Genomic DNA, 24405 nt, shown 5'->3' with positions numbered 1-24405 from the left:
GATACAAACAAGAAAAGCAGCTCCGAAAACCGGTAACTGCTTTTCCCTCATTTGTAAGTTATATTACTTCAGTAAATCAAGCTTAACTAAATCCTGTACATCGAGCATTCCGACCGGTTTGCCGTCCTGTACAACTACAAGGTTATCTACCTGGCTTTCCTCGATCAGACCAGCTGCTTCTTTCAGCATCGCCTTTGAATCGATGGAAAGTGGATTTGCCGTCATGTGCTTTTCGATCTGCTCGTGCAGGATATCCTGCCCATTGTCGCGAAGCTGGCGACGCAAATCACCGTCGGTAAAAATACCTTCCAGCCCGCCGTCTTTGTCGACTACCGAAACGGCACCCAAACCGGACTCACTCATTTTGATTAAGGCCTCCATCACCATTGCTGATTTCTCAATCACCGGATTGTGATCAGAAATCACCTCTTTCACCTGCATGGTAATCATTCGGGTATCGGCAACAAACTGGTCTGTTCCCACTTTCGTGAAATTGTTATCAGCCAGTTTCTTCATAACCTTCCACGGGATGGTAATGTTATGAGCGCCCAGCAACATCGCATTACGAATGTGTTCAGCATGACGCACTGACGAAAACATCAGCTTCGACTCATAACCATAATGATTAATTGTCTCAACGATATCCCCAACCAATTCCAGCGCATTATGTCCCTGATCCTGCATCCGGCCAACCAGCACACATACATAATTGGCACCCGCGGTTAATGCCAGCAATGCCTGTTGGATATTGTATACCAAGTGAATATTCACCATGATATCCTCATCGCGCAACATTTTGCAAGCGCGGATTCCTTCCATGGAGACTGGAATCTTGAAAACAGTTTTCTTTTTATCGAGCCCCAGGGCCAATTGCCTGTGAGCCTCTGCGACAATATCTTCAGCCTTTTCACCAAGCGCCTCAATCATCAGTACCGGCACCATTTTCGACAATTTCACAATGGCGCCGTCAACGTCTGTCAGGCCATTCAGGTGCATAAATGTCGGGGTGGTTGTAACGCCATCGATGAATCCAAGCTTGAGCGCTTCTTCAATTTCTTCGAAGTTGGCTGAGTCAAGGAAAAATTCCATTCTTTGTGAGTTTATTTGTTTAATTAATCACGATATTTTACTTCCAGATCATGGAACTCGATGAGCGGTTTCAGGAACGATTCCACATCATCGATACACATCTGACTGGCAGCGTCACATAACGCTCTCGAGGGATCGGGATGGGTTTCGAGGAAGAGACCATCGATGCCTGCAGCCACACCAGCCCTTGCCAGGGTAGGAATAAATTCCCTTGAACCACCTGCCGGATCGGCACTTGGGATTCCATATTTACGGATGGAGTGAGTAACGTCGAAAATAACCGGGTAACCAGTTTGACGAAGATGATAGAAACTCCTCGGGTCAACAACCAAATCGTTGTAGCCAAAAGTATACCCACGTTCCGTCAGCAAAATCTGATCATTTCCTGAACTCACCGCCTTTTCAACCGGTTTGATCATGTTCTCAGGTGCCAGAAATTGTCCGTGCTTGATGTTAATCACCTTCCCGGTCTTGGCAGCCTCAACAACCATTGTACTCTGCATGCAGAGATAGGCCGGAATCTGAATGATATCGACCACGTCGGCCGCCATTTTTATCTGCTCCGGATAATGCACATCGGTAATGATAGGCACCTGGAACTGTTCCTTTATTTTCCGAAGAATTTCGAGGCCACGCTCCATTCCCGGGCCCGAATAAAATTCGAGCGAACTCCGGTTGTCTTTCTGAAAAGATGATTTGAATACGAGCGGAATATTCAGTTTCTGTGACAGGTCAACCAGAAATTCAGCTGTGACCATCATTGTTTTGACGTCTTCCACCACGCATGGTCCGGCAATTAGAAACAATTTATCGGAGCCACAGGCAATATCACCAACGTGTACTATTTTCTTATCCATGGTACCAAATTTACATTTTCATGTATAAATCCCTGAGTTTTTCGCGGGTAATTACTTTTTCCCACTCGGGACCAGCCACGTGCGCCCACATGAAAGTCAATGTCAGAGCCACATCCACCATCTTCTCGATATCTTCGGAAGAATAATCTTTTAAGACACCTTTCGGCAGATCCACTTTGTTTATCTCCATCATCTTGCGGAATTCTTTCACTTCCTCCGGATAGAACTCATCCAGCTGGTTGAAAACAATACAGTTTCCGATTCCGTGGTGAATTCCGGTTACGGTAGCCAATCCATACGAAATAGCATGGCAGGCCCCCACTTCGGAATAAGTTAGCGAGAGTCCACCCAGATAAGAGGCGACCATCAGTTTTTCATCATTTTCCGGTGTGCGGCTATTTCCCGAAAGGAAAATTTCCTGACATAGTTGCAACGACTCACGACCAAGAGAAGCTCCCATGACTGTTTTCCGGTTTCCGTTCAGTGCCTCCACATTATGAATGTAACAATCCATTGCCGTGTAGAAATGCTGCGGATCGGGAACTGAACTAATCAGATCCGGATCAAGTACGACCTGGTCAGCCGGAGTAAAATCGCCTTTAATTCCCAGCTTCTTTTCCGGACCAGTTAAAACGGTCGTCATCGAAACTTCGGCACCGGTTCCAGAAATGGTCGGTACCACCGTACAATGAACACCTTTGTTTTTAATCAGGTCCAAGCCCTGGTAACGGGCAGATGAACCGGGATTGGTAAACATGAGACGGGTCGCTTTGGCATAGTCCATCACGCTTCCGCCGCCGATTCCGACAACCGAAACAGGAGCCATCCCCTTCTCGTTCATCACCTCTTCAACCAAAGCATCCACCACTTTTGTTTTTGGCTCGTCAGTTACATCCATAAAGCGGATCAAATCCCCATTTTTCATTGGAATTCTTTTCACCAGGTCTTTTCCTTCAAAATACTCGTCGAGCAGAAAAAGAACATAGGAACCAGCGTCAACTCGAAGCGGTTCGAAGATATCATCTAACTGAGCAAATGCGTTCCGGCCGTAAAGTACACGGCCAACGGCTTTATAATTCCTGAGCATCCATTATTTGTTTAGTGCGCTTTGCAGTGCAGTTCTTAGTTTCGCTTGCAACTCTTTTACTTTTTCATCACTCCAGTTCACCATAATCTGAATCATTACCAGACGTTCCATAATGGCATCCGTTGCAGGTAATGAGAGATTCTCGTAATCGGGCACATTATCCACAGCAGTCAACGGCAGCGGATAAATCGATTTCAGCTTTTTCAGATGCTCCCATTGTCTGTGATAATGGAAATTGTTCTGATACCAGTAAGCCGAACCAATTCCCTGCTCCTGAATCGCGTCGAATACAGCACGTGCTTTTGCTGCATCCGGCAGGAAGAAGCTCAGGAAAGTAGCTGAATCGCCTTCCGGATCAGGCACTTCTCTGAGTTGAATTTCGTCGAACTCACCGAGTACTTCCTTCAATGCAGCCTGATTTTTCCGCTGCTGTTCAATAATGTATGGCAATTTACGCAATTGTGCCAAAGCAACTGCTGCGTGTAGCTCCGATCCGCGGAAATTAAATCCGAGTATCGGATGCTGCTCTGCGCCGCGGTTATTCCCAATGTGATCGTGTCCATGATCGGCGTACATGTGTGCTTTTTCAAACAACTCATCGCTATTCATGGCTACAGCACCACCTTCACCTGCAGTGATGATCTTGTAAAAGTCAAATGAGAACGCAGAAACATCACCAAATGTTCCGAGCATTTTGCCTTTATAGCTTCCGCCTAATGCCGGAGCCGCATCTTCAATCAGTTTCAGGTTATGTTTTTTACACACCTCAACGATCTCGTCCATGCGCCCCATTGACCCGAAAACCTGGATGAGCAACACGGCTTTGGTTCTTGGCGTAATAGCTTTCTCAATTGCTTCGGGACTCAAACACAAAGTCTCGTCAATATCAGCAAATACAGGAACACCACCGGCCATCAACACCGCTTCTATAGGTGCTATAAACGTATATGGAGGCACAATTACCTCGTCGCCAACACCGATACCACTTACTGCCAGCGAGATGGCATCTGCTGCTGTCCCACTGGAACAGAAATGGGCATGTTTGCTACCCAGATATTTGGCGAACTCCTGCTCAAATGTTTTCGCTTTCCAGATATTTTTCCGTTGGTCATCGTGATTATAGCGAAAGAGAATGCCTGTCTCCAGCACATCCATAACCTCTTTTTTCTCCTCCGCACCGAAAAGTTCTGTTCCGGCCATAATAAGTATATTTTAGATTATTTTATTTTGAAAATTTGGAATAAAAACAAAGCGAATGCTTTGCTAACTATGTAGAAATGAATTTAAATAATTGTAACATCAGTCGTGGATTTTAGCTCTCTAAAATAACGAACTTATTCCTGATTGAAAAGACCCCTCTTTTTTTCTTTGTACAGATGGCTCTCTCATTGATTCCCGGAAGGCTAAACCTCGAAAGTTTCATGCACATTTGCAATGCTGCAATGTATCAATCTGTTGATTGTCGCCAACCATTTTTCAATAATTGCTCTCTCGCGTTAATAAAACTAACATTTTGATACATCACAGCCCTCCTGCTGATTCATTTAATCGTCCTGCCCGGTTTTTATGCCTCCTGCACATACATTTCGTCTTCTGCCGAACAATTTGTCAATCTCTGCAGAGGTATCTACCATCTTTGCAGCTATTTTGGCTGTCTTTGCATGGAAATCCCCCCTCTTTGCAAGGATAATTCCCCTCTTTGCTGTCATTCTGATAGTCTTTGCCAGGAAAACAACTCTTTTTGCACAACTTTTGGTCATCTTGGCATTAAAAGCTCCATTTCAGGCGGGCAAACCATGCCTTTCCATAATCTCCGAACTCTGTTCCGGGACTGCCTTCAAACAGTTGTCCCATAACAAAGAAATCCAGGTTATCGGTAATGGAAAGCGTCGCACCTGGTCCAAGATAGAATGAGCCGTCGCCCGGATTGACTATCGATGAAAAATCGGCATTGATGAGTGGCGTAACCGGATAACTGACCTGTCCAAAGAGTGACCATTTTGCCAGCGACAACATCTTAGCCGAAAGGTTGGCATTCATCAGGTAATTCATCCCGCCAGCCGGGCCGTTCGTGCCATGACTGTTATACAGAACACTGCTGTGGATATAAAGGCTGTTTGTAAACGTATAATCAGCCGATACCGAAGCTACCGTCGAAGCAAACGAGACATCCTTCTTATCGGGCAATGGTTCAAAATGAGTGATTTCGCCGCGAAAACCCGCTCCATGGATATCGCCGGCCCAACCAGTTCCGACAATCCAGTCGGTGCCAACCCAACCACCGATGACCTGAAAATCATAATTGTGCAAATTAAACCGGTAACGCCCGGCCAGTGCCATTTGATCGCTGTTACGACCTCCTTTGTAGACCAACTCTGCTGAGGACATTACCCCGGTGTAACGGGTAATTTTAATTGCATCCGTTCCAGGCCGTTCTTCGTAATCGAAATCAAAATAGTCGAAAGCATTGAACACATCGTTTGGATTCCATACCAGGTTGATTCCCCAGTTGATACGTTGCCGGCCGACACGAACATTCCACTTATTAAAATTCATATCGAAATAAATCCGGTCAATCGTCGTATTCACAAACCAGCCTTTCCCGGTAGCCCAGTTCCACGACAAATCCATCCATCCATTGTCCTTTTCAATCATGCTGGCATATTCCGGATAATCATTAATAAATTTTCCGGAAAACAACCGATTGCGAAACTCGAAGGTTGTAGTTAACCACGAATTGGTGTACCATTTAAAATTCAACCGGTTGTGCAGCAGGTTGTAGGTAATATTATCGAAGGTTTGCCCGGGGCCAAGCGTAACCGGCATCTTCAGATTATAAAAGGTCTGCATATCCTTTATATAACCATTGAAGGCAAGCTTGCTGTCCTGAGCTGACACGTTCCCAATTGCACCAACGAGCGCGATGAATATCAGATATTTCCTAAGTCTCCTTAACAACATTTCTTCTACACTTTAAGAATGTTGGCTATTTACTCGTTCGAATGGCTTACTCCCGCTTTTTCTCTCACCTCGTCCGAAATCACTTTACCGTCTTCGAGGACAATTACGCGGTGCGCCTTTTTGACTACGCGGGCATCGTGGGTTGAAAACACAAAGGTGATGTTCTCTTTGTGGTTCAACTCTTCCATGATGTCAAGCAGATTCTCGGTTGAATGAGAATCGAGGTTGGCTGTCGGTTCATCGGCCAGCACATAACGGGGCTTCGAAGCAAGTGCCCGGGCTACAGCGACACGTTGCTGCTGTCCGCCGGAAAGCTGTCCGGGACGACTATTCAGACGATCTCCCAGTCCTACCGCTTCCAGTAATTCCCTGGCACGCGCATGTCGTTCAGCACTCGGAACTCCCTGCAAGTGCATAATAAACTCGACGTTTTCCAGAGCCGTTAACACCGGTATCAAGTTATACGACTGAAAGACAAAACCAATGTGATGGAGACGGAAATCAATCAATTCCGAATCTTTCAGTTGGCTCAAATCGGTTCCGTTAATCAAAACCTGCCCCGAGGTAGGACGATCGAGCCCACCAAGCATATTCATCAGGGTCGTTTTTCCTGAACCGGAAGGCCCGACCAATGCCGAAAATTCACCTTCTTCGATGTTCAGGGTAACTCCGTTTACCGCATGGACCTCAACCTGGGTTCCATCGTAAACTTTATGCAAATCATTTATTGTTATAATTGACATGGCTTGACATATTTTACTATTGTTTTGGAGATTATTCAGTTCGTAAGGCTTCCGCCGGATTCAGTTTTAATGCTTTGAGTGCCGGATAAATGGCCGCCACAATTCCGGTGACAAAAACCAGTATCATCACATTAATCGTAATACCCCAGTCGATAATCGGATGGACCGTTGTTCCGTAACCCAACGCTTCAAAACCGGTTTTGTAACTATCGAAACTGATACCGGTATGATTGGTCCAGATAGTGACCAACAGGCCGATGCCTACCCCGAGCGTGCCACCAATAATGCTCATCATCACCGACTCCCACATGATCATCCGGAATATCCGGCCCTTTTTCATGCCAATAGCCATTAACATTCCCAGCTCTTTTACCCTTTCCAGGATGGCCATCAAGATGGTGTTGACAATGCCGAAGCCAAGCGCCAGCAAAATAATGATGATGAACACATACAGGTAGTAATCGTACACATCATTGATGTAACCAAATTCCGGATTCAGCTTCTTCCATGTCAATACCTCCAGATTGGGATACATGTTGCTCAACTTGTTCTTTACCTGATTCAGATATTTCTGACTGGAAAGATGGACAGCAATTTCCTGGGCGGCTCCCGGAGACAGTGCCGCCAGCTGATCCAAATCGTTGAAGCGAACATAAACGTGTGTCTCATCGAAACTGGTATTTACCGTCTGGTAAATTCCGGCAATCCGAAAAGCGCCGCTTGTAATATTTCCTTCATCATCCTGGAAAGTGAGGACTATTTTGGAACGGACATGCACATTCAGTTTGTCAGCCAGTTTCTGTCCGATAACCACCGGGTTGCGGGAGATTCCTTCGAACCATTTTCCTTTTTTGATATAGGTATACAGGTTGGAAACCGTTTTTTCCCTATCGGGATCGGTTCCAATCAATTTCACTCCGGAGCCGGTTTCTGCGGAAGCCACCATTGCCTGAATGACAATCCGCGGGCTAACACCGTTGACGCCTTCAATTTTTTCAATGTCTTTTGTTTTCTGAAAGACATCTTTGACCTGGTATTTCAGCTCATCAGCCTCGCGAAATTTGGGATGATGAATCTGAATGTGGCTCACCTCTGTTTCAATACCGCGATTGAGCCGCTCCTTCATCATTCCCTTGGCAAAGCTGACCATGAAGATGCCGGCGAACATTCCAACCACCATCGCCAAAATGACCACCAGGCTCCGTGTTGGATTCCGCCAGATATTTTTCCATGCTACATGTATAATCATGACAGTAATTTTTCGGTTAATCAATCAGGCCCGCAAGGCTTTGTTTTCTTTCAACATCAAAGCACTGGCAAATGGGTAAATCGAAATCACCATGATGATGATGAAAATGATTAATACCTGGAATGTGAATACTTTCGGTGCCAGCGAGAAATACATATAGGGCTCAAATCCCATATCGACCATCATCTGGCCGGCTTGTCCACCTAGTTTAATCGGGTGGAAATACTGGTAGTACAGAATGGGTAACGCAGCGAGCGAACCGCTTAGGATTCCCAGCAACCCGATGATGAATGTCTCGTAAATCAGCATCCAGGCGAGACGTGTTTTTTGCATTCCCACCGACACCATGACACCAAATTCACGCCTTCGTTCAGCAACCATCATGATAATGGTTCCCAGAATACCGAATCCGATAACGAGGAACAGGATGATTTTCATGATAGCTCCACTGTCACGGTCTCCGTTGATTTGCTGTACCAATTCCGGTTGCATTTCATCCCAGCTCATGATTCGGTACGGACTGTGAATCTTTGCTTTTAGCTCCTTCACGATATGCGGGACTTCGTCGGCTTCATTCACCAGCATAGCCAGCGAAGTCAGCAAATGGTCAGCCGAATAGAAATTCTGAGCAGTGCTTAAATCCATGTAAATCAACTGGCGGTCGAGTGTTGGCGACGGGTGCTTGAATATTCCCCGGATGGGAAAAAGTCCGGCCGCATTGATTCCGTGATAACCTTGCCCCAGTAAGACCAGCGTATCGCCTACGTCAACCTGGAGATATTTGGCCAGCGTTTCTCCCATCAGAATTCCGTCACTTCCTTTTTTCAGATATTTGCCCCGAACCATCTTTTTGCTGATTTCAGTCAGTTGGTCCTCTTTCTGCGGATCAACGCCAAGCACCATCGCTCCTTTGGTTAGCTGTTTGCTGGAAGCCAGCGCAAACGACTCTAATCGAGGTACGACCAACTGGATTCCCGGAACTGAAGCAATTTTGGCTTTCAGCGAATCGGTCTCTTCGAAGGTGTTGTTAATGGTTTTATTCTCCCAGAAATCCTCATTCTGTACCTGTATATGACCGGAATAAAACCGCACAGCATTCTCGACCATTTTTTCGTACGAGCCTTCCTGCATCGAGGTCATGTAAGTGGAGAGAATCACCCCAAAAAATATCGATGCGATGGTAATGATGGTCCTCCGCTTATTGCGCCACAGATTGCGCCAGGCCAGTTTTATATCTGTTTTCATGCGTTGGTATTTTACCTGATTAAATAATTCCCGGCAGCTTTTTTAGTGAACCCGCTTCATATTCTGAATACTGAAAAAGCTGTCCTTAATGGGAACATTGAATTTTACCTCATTGAATTCCATGGTCGTTTTATGCCCTTTCTTATCAACCGGAACGATCTCATAGTAAGTAGGCAGTGTGCGATCACCCATCTTTTTAATCTTCGACAAGGTCTCCACATTCACCAGGTAACCGTCTTCATCGTAGTACTCATTTTTCAGTGTGTAATAGTGCTCTTTGCTGATCCATGTAATTATTTTTCCCCACACAACAGCGGCATCCTCCTTCGGAGTCATCTCTATTTTGTAACAATCGTAACCGTTGAGCTTCTCTTCACCAATTACTTTGTGGTTATAGTCTTCCACAATCGATGACTCCTTCACCAGGTCGTCGTTTGTTAGGTCGGACCCCATCCACGATTGCATCATCATGCTCGGCGGAATCTTAATCATTCGCTCGATGGACGGTACCCAGTTCCAAATTTCCTTATCTCTTTTCAGGAAAACCTGACCTTTTTCCTTCGCCGGTTCGAGAACATAAATAAGCGAATACTCATTCCCTTTCGACCAGCCTTTGAATTTTAGCGTTCGTTCCCATTTGGGCCGGATAATCTTCATGGTCATCACCGATTCGTTCGACTGTCCACGAAGAAGATCGTTGGCCTTTTTAACAATTTCCTGTGCATCCTGAGCTTGTGCGGTCAGACTGCCGAACGCCATAACCAGAAGAAATACGATTACCTTTTTTGTTTTCATGATTCAGTCAATTTATAGTCTGAAGATGTGTTCTATCTAAATTCCCTTCCGGGAAAAATACATCACTGTTTCCGATTAGTTTTTATGATGAACTGCTGCGTTCTTAGCGTAAAGCTTAACGATGCGGTTTCGTACCGGAGTGATGTCAAAATCTATCGGGCTAAACAACAATTGAAGAGTAGCTCCCTTTAGAGTTGATGACAGAAAGAACAACTCTTCAATCGGTTCCTCATAACCTTCTTCTTCCAGGTAACTCAATAATATTTGGACAACAGGTCGGGAGCTTTCTTTCAGCTGATTTTCGACAAACTCAACCACATGTGGTTGCATCAGAATGTGAATATAAAATAACCAAAACTCCCTGTTGTTATTGATGCTTTCAATAAGCCGATCGATAAAATATACGAACTCATCTTCGGTAAGAACGCCGTCGTGATTGATGTCCAAATTCTCATATATTTCCTGAAAACCAACCTGGGCAATCTCTTTCAGCAAATCATCCTTACTCTCGAAATAGTTGTACAGTAAACCTTTCGAGATGTCAGCTTTCTCAGCAATTTTGGCAACCGAAGTGGCATGATATCCTTCGCTGGCAAACAATTCCAGGGCCACATCCATTATTTTGCGTCTCTTCTCCTGACGCATCTGTTCATATTGTTCGGGCGTACGTGGCATAGCATTCTTTTTTATGACTGAACGCACAGTCATTTTTTGACTGAACGAACGGTCAAAGTTAAAAACAAAAAAACGAGTTTGTCAAGTTTTTGGGTAGTAAAAAATTGGAATCGAGAAAGAAGGATAGAAAAGGACCAATAAAATAGCCCTGTTCAGGAGACAAAAAATTTTTGAAGGAAAAGGCTGAACAAGCCTACCGAATGAAGAAAACGGCGATGCCACCAACAGTAATAAATGCGCCTAATACTTCCCGCCAGGTAAGTTTCTCTCCGAAAAAAATCACCGAAGGCAAGAGGATGAAAACCGGAACGGTAGCCATCAACGTAGAGGCAATTCCGGCCGAGGTATGCTGAAGAGCGACCATACTGAGTCCGACTCCAATGAAAGGCCCGAAAAAAGCGCCAATTAAAATGGGCTTCATCGCATTAACGTTTTTAATCGTCGAAAAAACGCCCTTCCATCTCCGCATTACCGTAAAAATGAGCGAGAATCCTAACACGCCGGCAATTACCCGGATTTGTGAGGCAGAAAATGCATCATAGCTCGCCATGCCAAATTTCGAAAGAACCGCACCGGAGCCCTGCCCTATTGCTCCTCCAAACGCCAACAGTATTCCTTTCATGGGATATTTGAACCGACGATTATTTTCGCTTTTGTCACCACGATTGAGAATCACCATGGCAATTCCGGTAAGAACAAGGAGCAAGCCGACCGTATTCAGTAAGGTAAAGCGTTCTCCCAGGATAATGTAACCTAACAAAGCAGCCACGGGTGGTGCCAGTGACATCATCAACATGGAAATCCGTGCACTGACAAAAGCATAAGATTGAAACAGGAAAAAATCTCCCAGCACAAAACCGATAAGACCGGATATGCCCAACCATTTCCACGCTTCGGGAGAAGCATCCGTTGGAAGCCAAAGACCGCGGCTCATCCTCATGTACAGCACATAAAAAATAAACGCCATAAAAAGGCGTATGATATTGACATTTAGCGAACCGACTTTACGTGTAGCTACCTGGAAAGCCATAGAAGTGACTGTCCAGAACATGGCAGTAGCAATGCCAGCTATTTCTCCAATGTAGTGCATCTATATCCTCAATCCAATCAATACACGGCAGGTTTTTCCTATGTCCTGCACCTATATCGCAATGGTTTTTTATTATGAAGCCCCGAAAGTAAGAATAATCCGGTTACTTGCGCAGATCTTTCGCTCCGAGTATGGTATTAACCAATGATACCAACAAACTAAAAATGATGGCCCAAAACAATCCGGAAACGTAAAACCCGTCAACCAAAGCACCGGCCAACATCACGATTAGGCCATTCAGGATCAACAAAAATATCCCGAGCGTCACAATTGTCAGAGGAAGAGTTAGGATAACCAATACAGGTTTCACCAGCAGGTTCAATAGCGCCAGAACAACTGCCACGACCAGGCCATCGAAAAAACTGTTAATTTCAATTCCCGGGAGGATATAAGCAACCACCAGTACCGCGATGGTATTGATTAGAATCTTAGCGAGTACATTCATAAGACTAATTTTTTGGTTAAATTAATGCTTTCTGATAAAACTCTTTATAAAAATCTTGCTTGTTCCGCTTTTGCAAATTTAATTAGCACTTTTTACAATAATTGCATCTAATTTTGTTAGCTGATTCAAGAAACAATCTGTTATGAGACTAATCATTCAACCGGCACCTGATGATGTAGCACGCTGGGCTGCCAATTACATTGTTCGCAAAATCAACCTGGCCAATCCTACAGAAGAAAAACCTTTTGTGTTGGGACTCCCTACGGGCAGCACACCACTGAACACTTACCGCGAACTAATTAAGTTGCATCAGTCAGGAAAGGTTTCTTTCCAGCACGTCGTCACATTTAACATGGATGAATATGTTGGGCTTCCGGAAGAACATCCCGAAAGTTACCATTCTTTTATGTGGACCAACTTCTTCAAGCATATCGATATACAAGAGAAAAATGTCAATATCCTCAATGGAAATGCGGAAGATATAAAAGCCGAATGCGCCCGCTACGAAGAAAAAATCAAATCGGTTGGCGGCATTGATTTATTTATGGGTGGCGTTGGAGCTGACGGACATATTGCCTTTAATGAACCGGGGTCCAGTTTAGCTTCACGAACAAGAGACAAGGAACTGAATTACGATACACTGGTCGCCAACTCCCGCTTTTTCGACAATGACATCGATAAAGTGCCCAAATCAGCATTGACTGTTGGTGTAGGAACCGTAATGGACGCAAAAGAAGTGCTTGTTCTGGTAACCGGACACAACAAAGCCCGCGCATTGCACCAGGCAATTGAAGGTGGAGTCAATCACATGTGGACCATCACCGCTTTGCAACTTCATCCGCGTGGCATCATTATTTGTGACGAAAATGCCACGGTTGAACTTAAAGTTGGAACCTACAAACACTTCAAAGACATCGAAAAAAATAATCTTTCACCTGACGCAATTTGGGAGAAAGACGGCAATTTAGGCTGGTAGAATCTGTTTTTAGTCATTCTGAACTAAATGGTTGTCCAACAAATTACCACTCCATAAGAACACACTAGATACTGAAATACTGACAATTAAATAAAACAACAAGGAAATTACATTTGAAAATCGCGATAAATTTTCATCCGTTAGATGCATTGAACATCATAATTTCATATATTTATAGCAAGAAACAGAACAACTAAAAAAAGAGCGATGTGAAAACGGTTGTTTGAAACAAATTTCTTAATTTTATGTTCTGTTATTAAAAGTGACCTGTAATTATCCCTCCTCATATCTGTCTTGGTCTTTTATGAACAGTTGCCTGTCAATCCCCGACGGGCAACTTTCTTTTTTTTAGCCATAACAGTCATGTTTTAAAACACAGCAGAATGCCTGTTTATGAATTAAGTCGTTCAAAATTTATTGGCTACCTTTAATGCCCCAATAAAAATGTTAACTTCCAGATTTTGAATGAACTTATCAGTATACAGATTATATTATTTACAATCTGTCCCCCGATCTGATCCGAATTTCGTTCAACCCAAGAACATAGTTTTACGTTTAGATATAATCTACCATTGAAAATAAAGATTAGTTTTGCAACAAATTCATCATAGTTAATTCGAATTAATATTCAACACTTTATGGCTAAGAATGTATACAAATTCGGTAATGGCCAGGCGGAGGGTCGTGCCGATATGCGTAATTTACTGGGAGGTAAAGGAGCCAATCTGGCAGAGATGAACCTGATTGGAGTACCAGTTCCTCCGGGCTTTACCATTACCACAGATGTATGTACGACTTACACCAAAGAAGGTCGTGATGCTGTACTCAAACTCATCAATGATGAAGTAAAAGATGCAGTTGCACATATCGAGGAATTGACCGGAACCAAATTCGGGGACAAAGAAAATCCGTGTCTGGTTTCTGTTCGTTCAGGAGCAAGGGCTTCCATGCCGGGCATGATGGACACCATCCTCAACCTCGGTCTGAATGATATGGCAGTGGAAGGAATGACAAAGAAAACCGGTAATGCACGTTTTGGTTGGGATTCATACCGCCGCTTCATCCAGATGTATGGTGACGTGGTAATGGATCTGAAACCGAAGAATAAAGAAGATATCGATCCTTTCGAAGAAATCATCGAAGCGATGAAGGAAGAAAAAGGCATCGAGCAGGATACCGAGTTCACCGTTGACGACCTAAAAGTTCTGGTTCTTCGTTTTAAAGAAGCTATCAAAAACGAAACCGGGAAAGAATTCCCGACCGACCCGTGGGAACAACTTTGGGGAGCCATTACTGCTGTATTCGACAGCTGGATGAACGACCGTGCCATCCTGTACCGTCGTTTAAACAACATTCCTGAAGAATGGGGAACTGCTGTTAACGTTCAGGCAATGGTATTCGGTAACATGGGTGACAACTCGGCTACAGGTGTAGCATTTACACGTGATGCTGCAACCGGCGAGGACCTGTTCAACGGTGAATACCTCATCAATGCACAGGGCGAAGATGTTGTTGCCGGTATCCGTACTCCGCAGCAAATTACCAAAGAAGGTTCACTGCGTTGGGCAAAACTGGCAGGTGTTAGCGAAGAAGAGCGTGCAAGTAAATTTCCTTCTCTGGAAGAATCGATGCCAGCCGCTTACAAAGAGCTGAACGAAACACAGCACAAACTGGAAGAACACTACCAGGATATGCAGGATCTGGAATTTACTATCCAGGAAGGCAAACTCTGGTTGCTTCAAACCCGTAACGGAAAACGCACCGGTGCTGCTATGGTAAAAATCGCCATGGATATGCTGAAAGAAGGCAAAATCGATGAGAAAACTGCCATTCTTCGTCTCGAAGCCAACAAACTCGATGAGCTTCTTCACCCGATTTTCGACACGAAAGCTCTTGAGCAGGCAACTGTAATTGCCAAAGGTCTTCCTGCATCTCCTGGTGCAGCTACCGGCCAGGTTGTTTTCTTCGCTGATGAAGCTGAAAAATATGAGAACTCAATTCTCGTTCGTATCGAGACTTCTCCGGAAGATCTTGAAGGTATGAACGTTGCCCGTGGTATTCTGACCGCACGAGGTGGTATGACTTCTCACGCAGCTGTTGTTGCCCGTGGTATGGGTAAATGCTGTGTTTCAGGTACCGGAGGTATCAAGATTGATTACAAAAACCGTTCTTTCGTCGCTGACGGAAAAACATATAAAGAAGGTGACTGGATTTCTCTGAACGGAAGTACAGGAGAAGTTTATGATGGTAAAGTAATTACCAGAAATCCGGATTTGAGCGGAGATTTTGGTCATATTATGGACCTGTCAGACAAGTTCACCCGCATGCATGTCCGCACTAACGCCGATACGCCAAAAGATGCCCAGGTAGCCCGCAACTTTGGAGCTCAGGGTATCGGTCTATGCCGTACCGAGCATATGTTCTTCGAAGGAGAGCGTATCAAAGCCATGCGTGAAATGATTCTGGCTTCCGATGAAGAAGGAAGACGCAAAGCACTAGACAAACTGCTTCCTTATCAGCGTGAAGACTTTGAAGGTATATTCGAAGCAATGGCTGGTTACGGAGTAACTGTTCGTTTACTTGACCCGCCGCTTCACGAGTTTGTACCTCATCAGCAGGCTACTCAGAAAGAGCTGGCTAGCGAAATGGGTGTTGCCATCGACGTTATCCGTTCGAAAGTAGCTGAGCTGGAAGAATTCAACCCGATGCTCGGACACCGTGGTTGCCGTTTGGGTAATACCTACCCGGAAATTACCGAAATGCAGGCACGCGCTATCATCGAAGCAGCATTGAACCTGAAAGCAAAAGGTGTTGATGCCCGTCCTGAAATTATGGTTCCGCTGGTAGGTACCATCAAGGAGCTGAAACTTCAGGCTGACATCATTAACGAGGTTGCAGAGAAAGTATTCGAAGAAAAAGGTGCTCGCATCGATTACAAAGTGGGTACCATGATTGAAGTTCCGCGTGCAGCTCTCACTGCTGATGAGATTGCTGACGTTGCCGAGTTCTTCTCATTCGGAACCAACGACCTCACCCAGATGACCTTCGGTTACTCTCGTGATGACGCCGGTAAATTCCTGCCGATTTACATCAAGAAAGGTATCCTGAAAAACGATCCGTTCCAGGTACTCGACCAAGAAGGTGTTGGACAGTTAGTTGATTTGGCAACCAAACGCGGTCGCGAAACCAACCCGAAACTGAAAGTAGGTATCTGCGGTGAGCACGGTGGTGAACCAAGCTCTGTTGAGTTCTGCAACGGTGTAGGCCTCGACTATGTAAGTTGTTCTCCTTATCGCGTTCCGATTGCACGTCTGGCAGCAGCTCAGGCCAACCTGAAACAAGGATAAAGCACAATCAAATATTGCTTTTCAAAATAAAAGAAAAGGGTGTCCTAGCGGGCACCCTTCTTTTTTGCTACTTTTTGCAAGCTATTCTGATTGATTAATAACGGTCGACATATCCATACATTTCGGGATATCCATGGTAATTGGCAATCCGGTATCCACGTGAACCCAGTTCAAAATAGACATCTCCTAACCGGAACATCAATTGACCATTCACTCTTACCCTTACGGCTCCTCTCGGTATCGTTGCAAATACCATATCACGAGGCAACTGAATCTGCACGTATCCGTATCTAGGATAATAAGTGTAGAAGTTTCCACCGAAACAGTAGATATCTCCATACTTATGCCTGATTACCATCGGATGACGACGTCCCCACGGAGCCCTGGCATAAACCCTTACTCTTCCGTTGTAACGGGGAATTCTGTAGTGCCGGTGATTTACGTATACCGGATGCTCCCTGTGCCAGCGCCGGTCATTATCCCAGTGTCCATTTCTATTCCAATTCCGGTCGTTATCGCGATTGTAACGCGGCGTATGGTACGCGTAATTTCGATCATGGTCACGATCCCGGTTGTGATTATTTTTTTTAAACCGATCATCATTTCTTTCGTTACGGTTGCTTCTTTCCCTATTACTTGAACGATGATCTCTGTTTTCGTATTTCCCTTTGGAATGTTCACGCCTCTCAGGCTGATATTTCCGGGTGCGCCTCTGTGCAAATGCAGGATTTACAGCAGCGACTGATAAAACAGCCATCAAAAATACAGTAGCGCTTATTTTATGGAATTGTGTCGTTTTCATAGTTTTCGGGTTTTTAAAGTTAAACTTCAATATTTCCCGACGTCGTCGTAATGGTATACCTCATTCTTTGCTCAAGCAAAATCAAAGCCCGTGCCAAAACCAGGTAAATTGTTAAAAAAAGATAAGAGTAAAGATTACACCCAAAACCCAAAAACACTGTATACAAACAAATTACGATAACACTATTTTTTACATCTGCATTTCATTTTAATCTTAATGGATATCGAATCCTTTCACAAAAGTTTCCGGAAACATTCGTAATCCCTTTATACTGAAATGAGAAAAAATCAAATAATCGTGTATCTTTGCCCCCTGAAAATCAAAAACAACATGGGAAGGATTCTGGCCCTCGATTACGGCAGAAAGCGAGTTGGAGTAGCGGTAACCGATCCGCTTCAGTTAATCGCCAGCAGGCTCACGACAGTAGCAACACACGAAATCTGGGATTTTCTGAGTGACTATTTAAAAAAGGAAGATGTTGAATTGCTCGTTATCGGTTACCCGGTACAATTAAACAACGAACCATCTGAATCAATACGGTACATCAATCCGTTTCTGAAAAAATTCAGCAAACTCTATCCCGACATGCCTGTTAAGCAAATTGATGAGCGTTTTACATCGAAAATCGCTTTTCAGAGCATGATTGATGCCGGCTTGCGAAAAAAGTCGCGTCAGGACAAAGCAATGGTAGATGCCGTAAGTGCCACCATCATTCTACAATCTTATTTGGAAGAAAATAAATACAAAAAATAAATAGCATGATTTTACCTGTAACCGTTTTCGGCGACCCGGTTTTACGAAAAGTGACACCGGACATTGACAAAGACTACGAAGGTCTGCAGGAACTTATCGATAACATGTTCGAAACCATGTATAATGCAGAGGGAGTAGGACTGGCCGCACCACAGGTTGGTTTATCTATCAGGGTTTTTGTGGTCGATGCCACGCCCATGGCTGAAGAAGAACCAGAGTTGAAAGACTTCAAAAAAGCATTCATCAATCCTCATATCATCGAAAAAGACGGTGAAGAAGTGCTCATGGAAGAAGGTTGTCTGAGCATTCCGTTTATCCGGGAAGAGGTGAAACGGAAAGGCCGTATCCGCATGAAATATTTCGATGAGAATTGGGTGGAGCATGACGAAGTGTTCGAAGGATTTGCCGCCAGAGTTTTGCAACACGAGTACGATCACCTCGATGGAATCCTGTTTGTTGACTACGCTACTCCTCTGAAGAAGCGCTTGCTGAAAAGTAAACTGACGGCGATTACCAAAGGGAAAGTGCAGCCCTCGTACCGGATAAAGCTTCCAAAAATCTGATTCAGGTAAATTCGCTTCTGATATTCAAGGTATTTTAGTGAGATTATCGTAATTTAAATCATGTGATTACGGTAATCTCATTTTTATGACCAGCCTGACTGACCATCTTCGTCGAATTCCTTTCTTCCGTTTTCTCCTTCCATTCGTCGCCGGAATTCTGGCGGGTTATTCCATTGAAGGCCTCCAATTATTAACTGGCCTCGCCGGGCTCACTATTCTTTTTCTCTTACTAGTAACATTTCGTCGAACGGGCTACAGGACAGCGCCTTTGTTCGGTACTCTCCTCTATTTTTTCCTGTTCATTTTCGGATGGTACTGGCACCAGCAACGACAATATCAGCCAAAATCGATACCAGACAAAACAAGCCATTTTGCCGTTGTTGCCGGTTTCCCGGAAAAAAAAGCGAACTCATTCAAAACCATTTTGCAACTCCTTCCCGAAAAGCAAAACATATTAACCTACCTGGAAAAAGATTCAACAGCAGCGAACCTGATTCCAGGGCAGGTAATCGCCTTTCATCGTCAGCCGACAGCTATCGAGCCGCCGAGCAATCCCGGCGAATTCAATTACCGGGCCTACATGCTCAGACATCATATTACGCACCGACTTTACCTCCGGACGAAAGATTATTTCATCACTACGGGAAAAGTAGGATTAAATCTCCAGCAAAAAGCGCTGATCGTCCGGGAACATTTCCTAAGCATATTTGAACGATATGGCTTCTCCGGCGACGAAATGAGTATATTATCGGCGTTGGTATTGGGCGATCGCGAAAATATCGATCCGGAAATAAAATCAGATTTCGCCAACTCGGGCGCGATTCACATTCTGGCGGTATCGGGCTTGCACGTGGGAATTATCTACTTCGTTTTCAGCTTTCTGCTCAAATTACTAAAAAAATATCGAAAAGGTCGTTTAGCCCGGCTGTTCGTTTTGCTTGCAGTTATCTGGATTTACGCTTTCATTACCGGTTTGTCTCCTTCTGTTCAGCGAGCGGCCACCATGTTTTCATTCATTGCCATTGGCGAAAACGTCAACCGGCAGAACAACATTTACAACACGCTCGCTGCATCAGCATTTTTGCTGTTACTCGTGAATCCTAACCTACTTTTTGAGGTAGGCTTCCAACTATCGTATGCAGCAGTTCTTTCCATCGTATTCTTCCAGCCACTAATTTACCACACCATCTACATAAGCAACTGGTGGCTCGATAAAGTCTGGGGGCTACTGACAGTTTCCTTAGCCGCGCAGATTGGCGTTTCACCGCTTTCCATCTACTACTTTCATCAATTTCCCGTTTATTTCTGGTTGACCAATCTTTTCGCTATTCCGTTAACCACATTAATTATTTACGCCGCATTTCTTTTGCTTACTCTCTCATTCATTCCGTTCATCGGCAAAGCAATTGCCCTGTTACTACACATATTAGTTAAAGCCCTGCTCGCTTCTGTTTGGACAGTCAACACACTTCCCGGAGCAGTTATTCCCAAAATTTCATTCACCGCCCCTATGTTGCTCACTTCTTTTCTCGTCATCATCTTTCTCACACTGTTTATTATCAGGAAACAAAAAATTTTCCTCCAGCTGATACTGGTCTCATTCATCATCCTGGCAGGAATAACGACGATTAACAAGTATCGAATTTTAACCCAACGCAAAATCGTTTTCTTCCATGTTCCCCGAAAAACACTGATTGCCGCCGTCCACGGTAAAAGCATCGTTTGGATTTCTTCGGAAGATTCGGTAATAACCCGACAAAAAATGAGCATTTACATGAAACCCTTCGAGCAATTGCATGGTATAAAATCGTCAGTCATTATTCCTTTATCAGGAAAAAGTGCGCAGCAATTTCCATTTCTGAAAAAGAAAAACAATATGATAAACTTTGCCGGCATGAAGATTTGGAGTCCTGAAAAAGCAGAATTAACAGAGTTTATGCCGCCAACCGACCTGATTTATCTGCACGAAATCTATCGAAAGGAAATTGCAAAATTCGAGGCAAAAGAATCCCCTGTTGCACAACTTGTTACGAACACCCCATTGTTTTCTGATAAACGATTAGAAAATGAAGAAAAAAGTAATATGCTCCCGAAAAACATACACTCGCTTCCCGATAAAGGTGCGTTAAGCGCAAATATCTTGATTTCAGATAAAAACAAAAAAAGTGGCATCAAAATTGGATATATAACTCATTAATAATTTACTTTGCGGTGCATTTAAAATTTGGCTGGGAGAATTATGAAAATTGTAATTGCCGGTGCCGGTGAGGTGGGAACACACCTCGCTAAAATGTTATCTAAAGAAGATCACGATATTGTCCTGCTGGACGACAACGAGGAAAAACTGAACAATATTTCCTCCATGCTCGATGTACTGACGGTGATTGGAGCAGCAATATCGGTTAGCGATCTCAAGGAAACCGGCGTTCAGCATGCCGACTTGTTCATTGCGGTAACGCCCTATGAAGAGCGTAACATTGTGGCCTGTCAGTTGGCCAAACACCTTGGGGCCGGTAAAACGGTCGCCCGTATTGATAATCAGGAATTTCTTTTTCCTCAAAATAGAGAATACTTCGCTAGTCTGGGAATCGACGAATTAATCTACCCGGAACATCTGGCTGCAAAAGAAATTGTCACCTACCTGAAGCAGACCAGTACGCGCTTGATTCATGAGTTTTCGGGCGGAAAATTGATTCTGTTCGGAGTAAAGATTCGTAGCAATAACAAAATTGTTGGTAAAACGCTTCGTGAGTTAGCTCAGGAGAAAGAGGAGTTCAGAGCAGTAGCCATCACTCGTGAATCGGAAACCATCATCCCTCACGGAGATGATAAAATACTAATTGGAGACATCGTCTTCTTTGTATCTAATCCAACCACGGTCCCATCCATTCTTGAAAAAGCCGGAAAGAAAAAGTTCGAGGTAAAGAATGTGATGATTCTCGGTGGAAGCCGGATTGGTATGAAAACAGCCATGCGACTGGGCGAGCATTTCAATGTAAAGCTAATCGAACAGGATAAAGCCCGCAGCCTGAAAGTTGCTGAGAAAGCGAACAAAGCCCTCGTTATTCACGGTGACGGTCGTGACATGGATCTGCTGAAGACCGAAGGAATCGACCAGATGGATGCTTTTATTGCCGTAACGGGAAATTCCGAAACGAATATTCTTTCCTGCCAGCTGGCGAAGAAAGTAGGTGTTAAACGTACCATTGCTGAAGTCGAGAACATCGATTACATCGATTTTGCCGAGCGGATTGGCATTGGCGGTGTGATTAACAAAAAGCTGCTGGCAGCATCTTATATTTATCGTTTTACATTGAATGCCGAAGTGTCGCATGTTAAATGCCTGACGGCATCAGATGCGGAAGTTCTCGAATTCATCGTGAAAAAAGATTCGCTGGTGACCCGGAAAGCCATTCATGAACTAAGTTTCCCGGAAAATGCAACCATCGGTGGATACATCCGGCAGGACCAGGGGTATATTGCCAACGGCGATACCAAATTCGTGGAAGGTGACAAAGTGGTTGTTTTCACCCTTCCTTCAGCATTGAAGAAACTTTCGAAATTTTTTAAATAGCTCCCAACCAGCCTAAAGAGAAGAAATTCTGTGTTTAATTTCAAGGTCATCGTAAAAATAATGGGATTGCTTCTCGTTGTAGAAGCAGCAGCCATGATTGTTGCACTCCTGGTGGCGATTGGTTACGGTGGCCCGGATGTAAATTCTTTTCTTTACGCGGTAGGAATTACAACTGTTTCCGGCGGCATTCTCTTTCTACTCGGAAGAAAAAGTTCCAATCATATTGCCAAGCGCGATGGCTATATTATCGTCACGTTAACCTGGATCGTATTTTCCCTTTTCGGAAGCCTCCCTTTCATGATCGGAGGTTTTATTCCTTCGTTCACCAACGCTTTTTTTGAAACCATGTCGGGATTTACCACGACAGGTTCATCGATTCTGACGGATATTGAGGCACTTCCTCATGGAATACTGTTCTGGCGCAGCATGACACAGTGGCTCGGCGGTATGGGAATCATTGTTCTTTCTCTGGCCATCCTTCCTGCTCTTGGAATTGGAGGGATGCAGCTGTTTGTGGCGGAAGTTCCCGGTCCTACTCCGGACAAATTGCATCCGCGAATTAAGCAAACAGCCAAGCGTTTGTGGGGAATTTACGTACTCTTCACCGCTCTGGAAACCATACTTCTGTACATCGGAAAAATGCCGTTATTCGATGCGGTTTGCCACTCCTTTACCACGATGGCCACCGGAGGATATTCGACCAAACAAGCCAGCGTTGCCTATTTTACTTCGCCTTACATTCAGTATGTCATCATCATATTTATGTTCCTGGCGGGAACCAACTTTGCATTGTCCTATCTTGCCCTTAACGGGAAATTGAAGAAAGCCTGGGCGAATGAAGAGTTTCGGTGGTATGGATTTTTCATCCTCTTTTTTACGGCCATCATCACGCTGGGTTTGATGCGAAATACCAACACCGGGTTCGAGCATTCCTTCCGGGAATCTCTTTTCCAGGTAGTTTCGATCATCACAACCACCGGTTATGCAACAGCCGATTACCTGAAATGGCCTGCAATTATGACCGTCTTTCTCTTTTCGCTTTTCTTCTTTGGAGGTTCTGCGGGGTCAACAGGAGGTAGTATCAAAATTGTGCGTATCGTGCTGCTTTTGAAAAACAGCTGGTACGAGCTACGGCGGCTCATTCATCCCAATGCGGTGATTCCTGTCAGGTTTAATCAGCGGACGGTTTCCGACCAGATTATGCTGAACGTTCTGGCCTTTTTCATGATTTACGTACTGGTCTTTTTCGGAAGTGTCGTTGTTTACACGTTTATCGAACCCGATCTGAGCTCAGCGATTGGAGCTGTCGCCACCAGCCTCGGCAATATTGGCCCGGGATTGGGCAACGTAGGGCCAGCTGAGAATTTCTATCACGTTCCCGCTTTCGGAAAATGGTTCCTCTCCTTCCTGATGTTATTAGGACGACTGGAGTTGTTCACCATCCTGATTCTGTTCACTCCCTCTTTCTGGAAGAACTAAGAAAAAAAGATTACTCGATCAACTCTCCTTTTCCCTGACGGATAATTTCCGGAACATCACCGGTACAATCCACTACCGTAGAAGGAGTATTGTCACCATATCCACCGTCGATCACCAAATCGACCAAATCGCCGAATTTCTCTTCAATCAGTTCCGGGTCAGTCGTATATTCCAAAATTTCATCCTCGTCACGAACAGAGGTCGACATAACCGGGTTCCCCAGTTCGCGGACGATCTCACGAATAATGTTGTTATCCGGTACTCTAACCCCGACGCTCTTCTTCCGGTTTTTAAACATTTTCGGCACCTGGCTATTCGCCTGAATAATAAAGGTAAACGGTCCCGGAAGGTTCTTCTTCATCATCTTGAAAACCGGGTTAGAAATGGGCTTGCTAAAATCGGATATATGGCTCAGATCATGACAAATAAAGGAGAAGTCAGCTTTTTCCGGTTTCAGATTTTTCAGCCGGGCCACCCGCTCAACAGCTTTGGGCTGCGTAATATCACAACCAATACCGTAAATTGTATCGGTTGGATAAACGATGACTCCACCGTTCCGCAGAACCTCGACCACCTTCAGAATGTCCTTCTGATTTGGATTTTCATCATAAATACGTATCAACATAGCGTTCTTGCTTTATGTCGGAGCAATATCCGGCAAGATTGCCTAAAATT

22 protein-coding genes are annotated in these 24405 nt (G+C 44.5%); 7 read left to right on the top strand and 15 right to left on the bottom strand.

Going from position 1 to position 24405, the window contains the following annotated elements:
• Positions 1-63 precede the first annotated feature (63 nt).
• The 13 genes from GJU87_RS01095 to GJU87_RS01035 all read right to left on the bottom strand — a co-directional run bounded on the left by GJU87_RS01095 (position 64) and on the right by GJU87_RS01035 (position 12236).
• Positions 64-1089 (bottom strand): transaldolase family protein, encoded by a 1026-nt coding sequence (locus GJU87_RS01095; RefSeq protein WP_153637825.1) that lies wholly within the window; start codon positions 1087-1089, stop codon positions 64-66.
• Between the two features lie 23 nt (positions 1090-1112).
• Complete coding sequence (kdsA, locus tag GJU87_RS01090) at positions 1113-1946, bottom strand: 3-deoxy-8-phosphooctulonate synthase (RefSeq protein ID WP_153637824.1); 834 nt, start codon at positions 1944-1946, stop codon at positions 1113-1115.
• Positions 1947-1956: 10 nt separating this feature from the next.
• Positions 1957-3033 carry an iron-containing alcohol dehydrogenase family protein gene (locus GJU87_RS01085; protein ID WP_106542434.1) on the bottom strand — a complete coding sequence of 359 codons (1077 nt, stop codon included), beginning with the start codon at positions 3031-3033 and terminating at the stop codon, positions 1957-1959.
• A gap of 3 nt (positions 3034-3036) precedes the next feature.
• A complete protein-coding gene (locus GJU87_RS01080; protein WP_153637823.1) occupies positions 3037-4233 on the bottom strand; it encodes a DegT/DnrJ/EryC1/StrS aminotransferase family protein in 1197 nt (398 codons plus the stop codon).
• 344 nt (positions 4234-4577) lie between these two features.
• Positions 4578-4742, bottom strand: coding sequence for a hypothetical protein (locus GJU87_RS01075; protein WP_153637822.1), 165 nt, complete (start codon positions 4740-4742; stop codon positions 4578-4580).
• 58 nt (positions 4743-4800) lie between these two features.
• The gene (locus tag GJU87_RS01070) at positions 4801-5994 is read right to left on the bottom strand and encodes a hypothetical protein (protein WP_153637821.1); all 1194 of its coding nucleotides are present in this window, start codon (positions 5992-5994) and stop codon (positions 4801-4803) included.
• 29 nt (positions 5995-6023) lie between these two features.
• Positions 6024-6737, bottom strand: coding sequence for an ABC transporter ATP-binding protein (locus GJU87_RS01065; protein ID WP_153637820.1), 714 nt, complete (start codon positions 6735-6737; stop codon positions 6024-6026).
• A gap of 31 nt (positions 6738-6768) precedes the next feature.
• Entirely contained in the window at positions 6769-7986 is a 1218-nt protein-coding gene (locus tag GJU87_RS01060; RefSeq protein ID WP_153637819.1) for an FtsX-like permease family protein, read from the bottom strand.
• A gap of 24 nt (positions 7987-8010) precedes the next feature.
• A complete protein-coding gene (locus GJU87_RS01055) occupies positions 8011-9231 on the bottom strand; it encodes an FtsX-like permease family protein (RefSeq protein ID WP_153637818.1) in 1221 nt (406 codons plus the stop codon).
• A gap of 42 nt (positions 9232-9273) precedes the next feature.
• Entirely contained in the window at positions 9274-10026 is a 753-nt protein-coding gene (locus GJU87_RS01050) for an outer membrane lipoprotein-sorting protein (RefSeq protein ID WP_153637817.1), read from the bottom strand.
• A 75-nt stretch (positions 10027-10101) separates the two neighbouring features.
• Complete coding sequence (locus GJU87_RS01045) at positions 10102-10701, bottom strand: TetR/AcrR family transcriptional regulator (RefSeq protein WP_194831407.1); 600 nt, start codon at positions 10699-10701, stop codon at positions 10102-10104.
• A 193-nt stretch (positions 10702-10894) separates the two neighbouring features.
• Positions 10895-11791 (bottom strand): DMT family transporter, encoded by an 897-nt coding sequence (locus GJU87_RS01040; protein ID WP_153637815.1) that lies wholly within the window; start codon positions 11789-11791, stop codon positions 10895-10897.
• Positions 11792-11894: 103 nt separating this feature from the next.
• Entirely contained in the window at positions 11895-12236 is a 342-nt protein-coding gene (locus GJU87_RS01035) for a phage holin family protein (protein WP_106542443.1), read from the bottom strand.
• Between the two features lie 142 nt (positions 12237-12378).
• On the opposite strand from GJU87_RS01035, the gene nagB reads away from it, so the two are divergent.
• Together nagB and ppdK are read left to right on the top strand one after the other, a co-directional pair.
• Positions 12379-13212: a glucosamine-6-phosphate deaminase gene (nagB, locus tag GJU87_RS01030; RefSeq protein WP_153637814.1), complete on the top strand. Its 834-nt coding sequence runs from the start codon at positions 12379-12381 to the stop codon at positions 13210-13212.
• 638 nt (positions 13213-13850) lie between these two features.
• Complete coding sequence (gene ppdK, locus GJU87_RS01025; RefSeq protein ID WP_153637813.1) at positions 13851-16559, top strand: pyruvate, phosphate dikinase; 2709 nt, start codon at positions 13851-13853, stop codon at positions 16557-16559.
• 94 nt (positions 16560-16653) lie between these two features.
• Here ppdK and GJU87_RS01020 read toward each other — a convergent pair whose 3' ends face one another.
• The gene (locus GJU87_RS01020; protein WP_153637812.1) at positions 16654-17361 is read right to left on the bottom strand and encodes a hypothetical protein; all 708 of its coding nucleotides are present in this window, start codon (positions 17359-17361) and stop codon (positions 16654-16656) included.
• A gap of 330 nt (positions 17362-17691) precedes the next feature.
• Here GJU87_RS01020 and ruvX point away from each other — a divergent pair, with 330 nt between their 5' ends.
• The 5 genes from ruvX to GJU87_RS00995 all read left to right on the top strand — a co-directional run bounded on the left by ruvX (position 17692) and on the right by GJU87_RS00995 (position 23730).
• The gene (gene ruvX, locus GJU87_RS01015; protein WP_106542447.1) at positions 17692-18114 is read left to right on the top strand and encodes a Holliday junction resolvase RuvX; all 423 of its coding nucleotides are present in this window, start codon (positions 17692-17694) and stop codon (positions 18112-18114) included.
• 5 nt (positions 18115-18119) lie between these two features.
• Complete coding sequence (gene def / locus GJU87_RS01010) at positions 18120-18677, top strand: peptide deformylase (RefSeq protein WP_153637811.1); 558 nt, start codon at positions 18120-18122, stop codon at positions 18675-18677.
• Positions 18678-18762: 85 nt separating this feature from the next.
• Positions 18763-20874 (top strand): ComEC/Rec2 family competence protein, encoded by a 2112-nt coding sequence (locus tag GJU87_RS01005; protein WP_153637810.1) that lies wholly within the window; start codon positions 18763-18765, stop codon positions 20872-20874.
• Between the two features lie 42 nt (positions 20875-20916).
• A complete protein-coding gene (gene trkA, locus GJU87_RS01000; protein ID WP_106542450.1) occupies positions 20917-22251 on the top strand; it encodes a Trk system potassium transporter TrkA in 1335 nt (444 codons plus the stop codon).
• Between the two features lie 60 nt (positions 22252-22311).
• Positions 22312-23730 (top strand): TrkH family potassium uptake protein, encoded by a 1419-nt coding sequence (locus GJU87_RS00995; RefSeq protein WP_228491793.1) that lies wholly within the window; start codon positions 22312-22314, stop codon positions 23728-23730.
• A gap of 10 nt (positions 23731-23740) precedes the next feature.
• Here the strand turns inward: GJU87_RS00995 and GJU87_RS00990 are convergent, their stop codons facing one another.
• Positions 23741-24355: an L-threonylcarbamoyladenylate synthase gene (locus GJU87_RS00990; RefSeq protein ID WP_153637808.1), complete on the bottom strand. Its 615-nt coding sequence runs from the start codon at positions 24353-24355 to the stop codon at positions 23741-23743.
• Between the last annotated feature and the right edge of the window lie 50 nt (positions 24356-24405).

The sequence above is a fragment of the Prolixibacter sp. NT017 genome (assembly GCF_009617875.1).
Classification (GTDB): domain Bacteria; phylum Bacteroidota; class Bacteroidia; order Bacteroidales; family Prolixibacteraceae; genus Prolixibacter.
The sequence above is the reverse complement of the archived record's forward strand: the minus strand, read 5'-3'. Positions and strand labels throughout refer to the sequence as shown.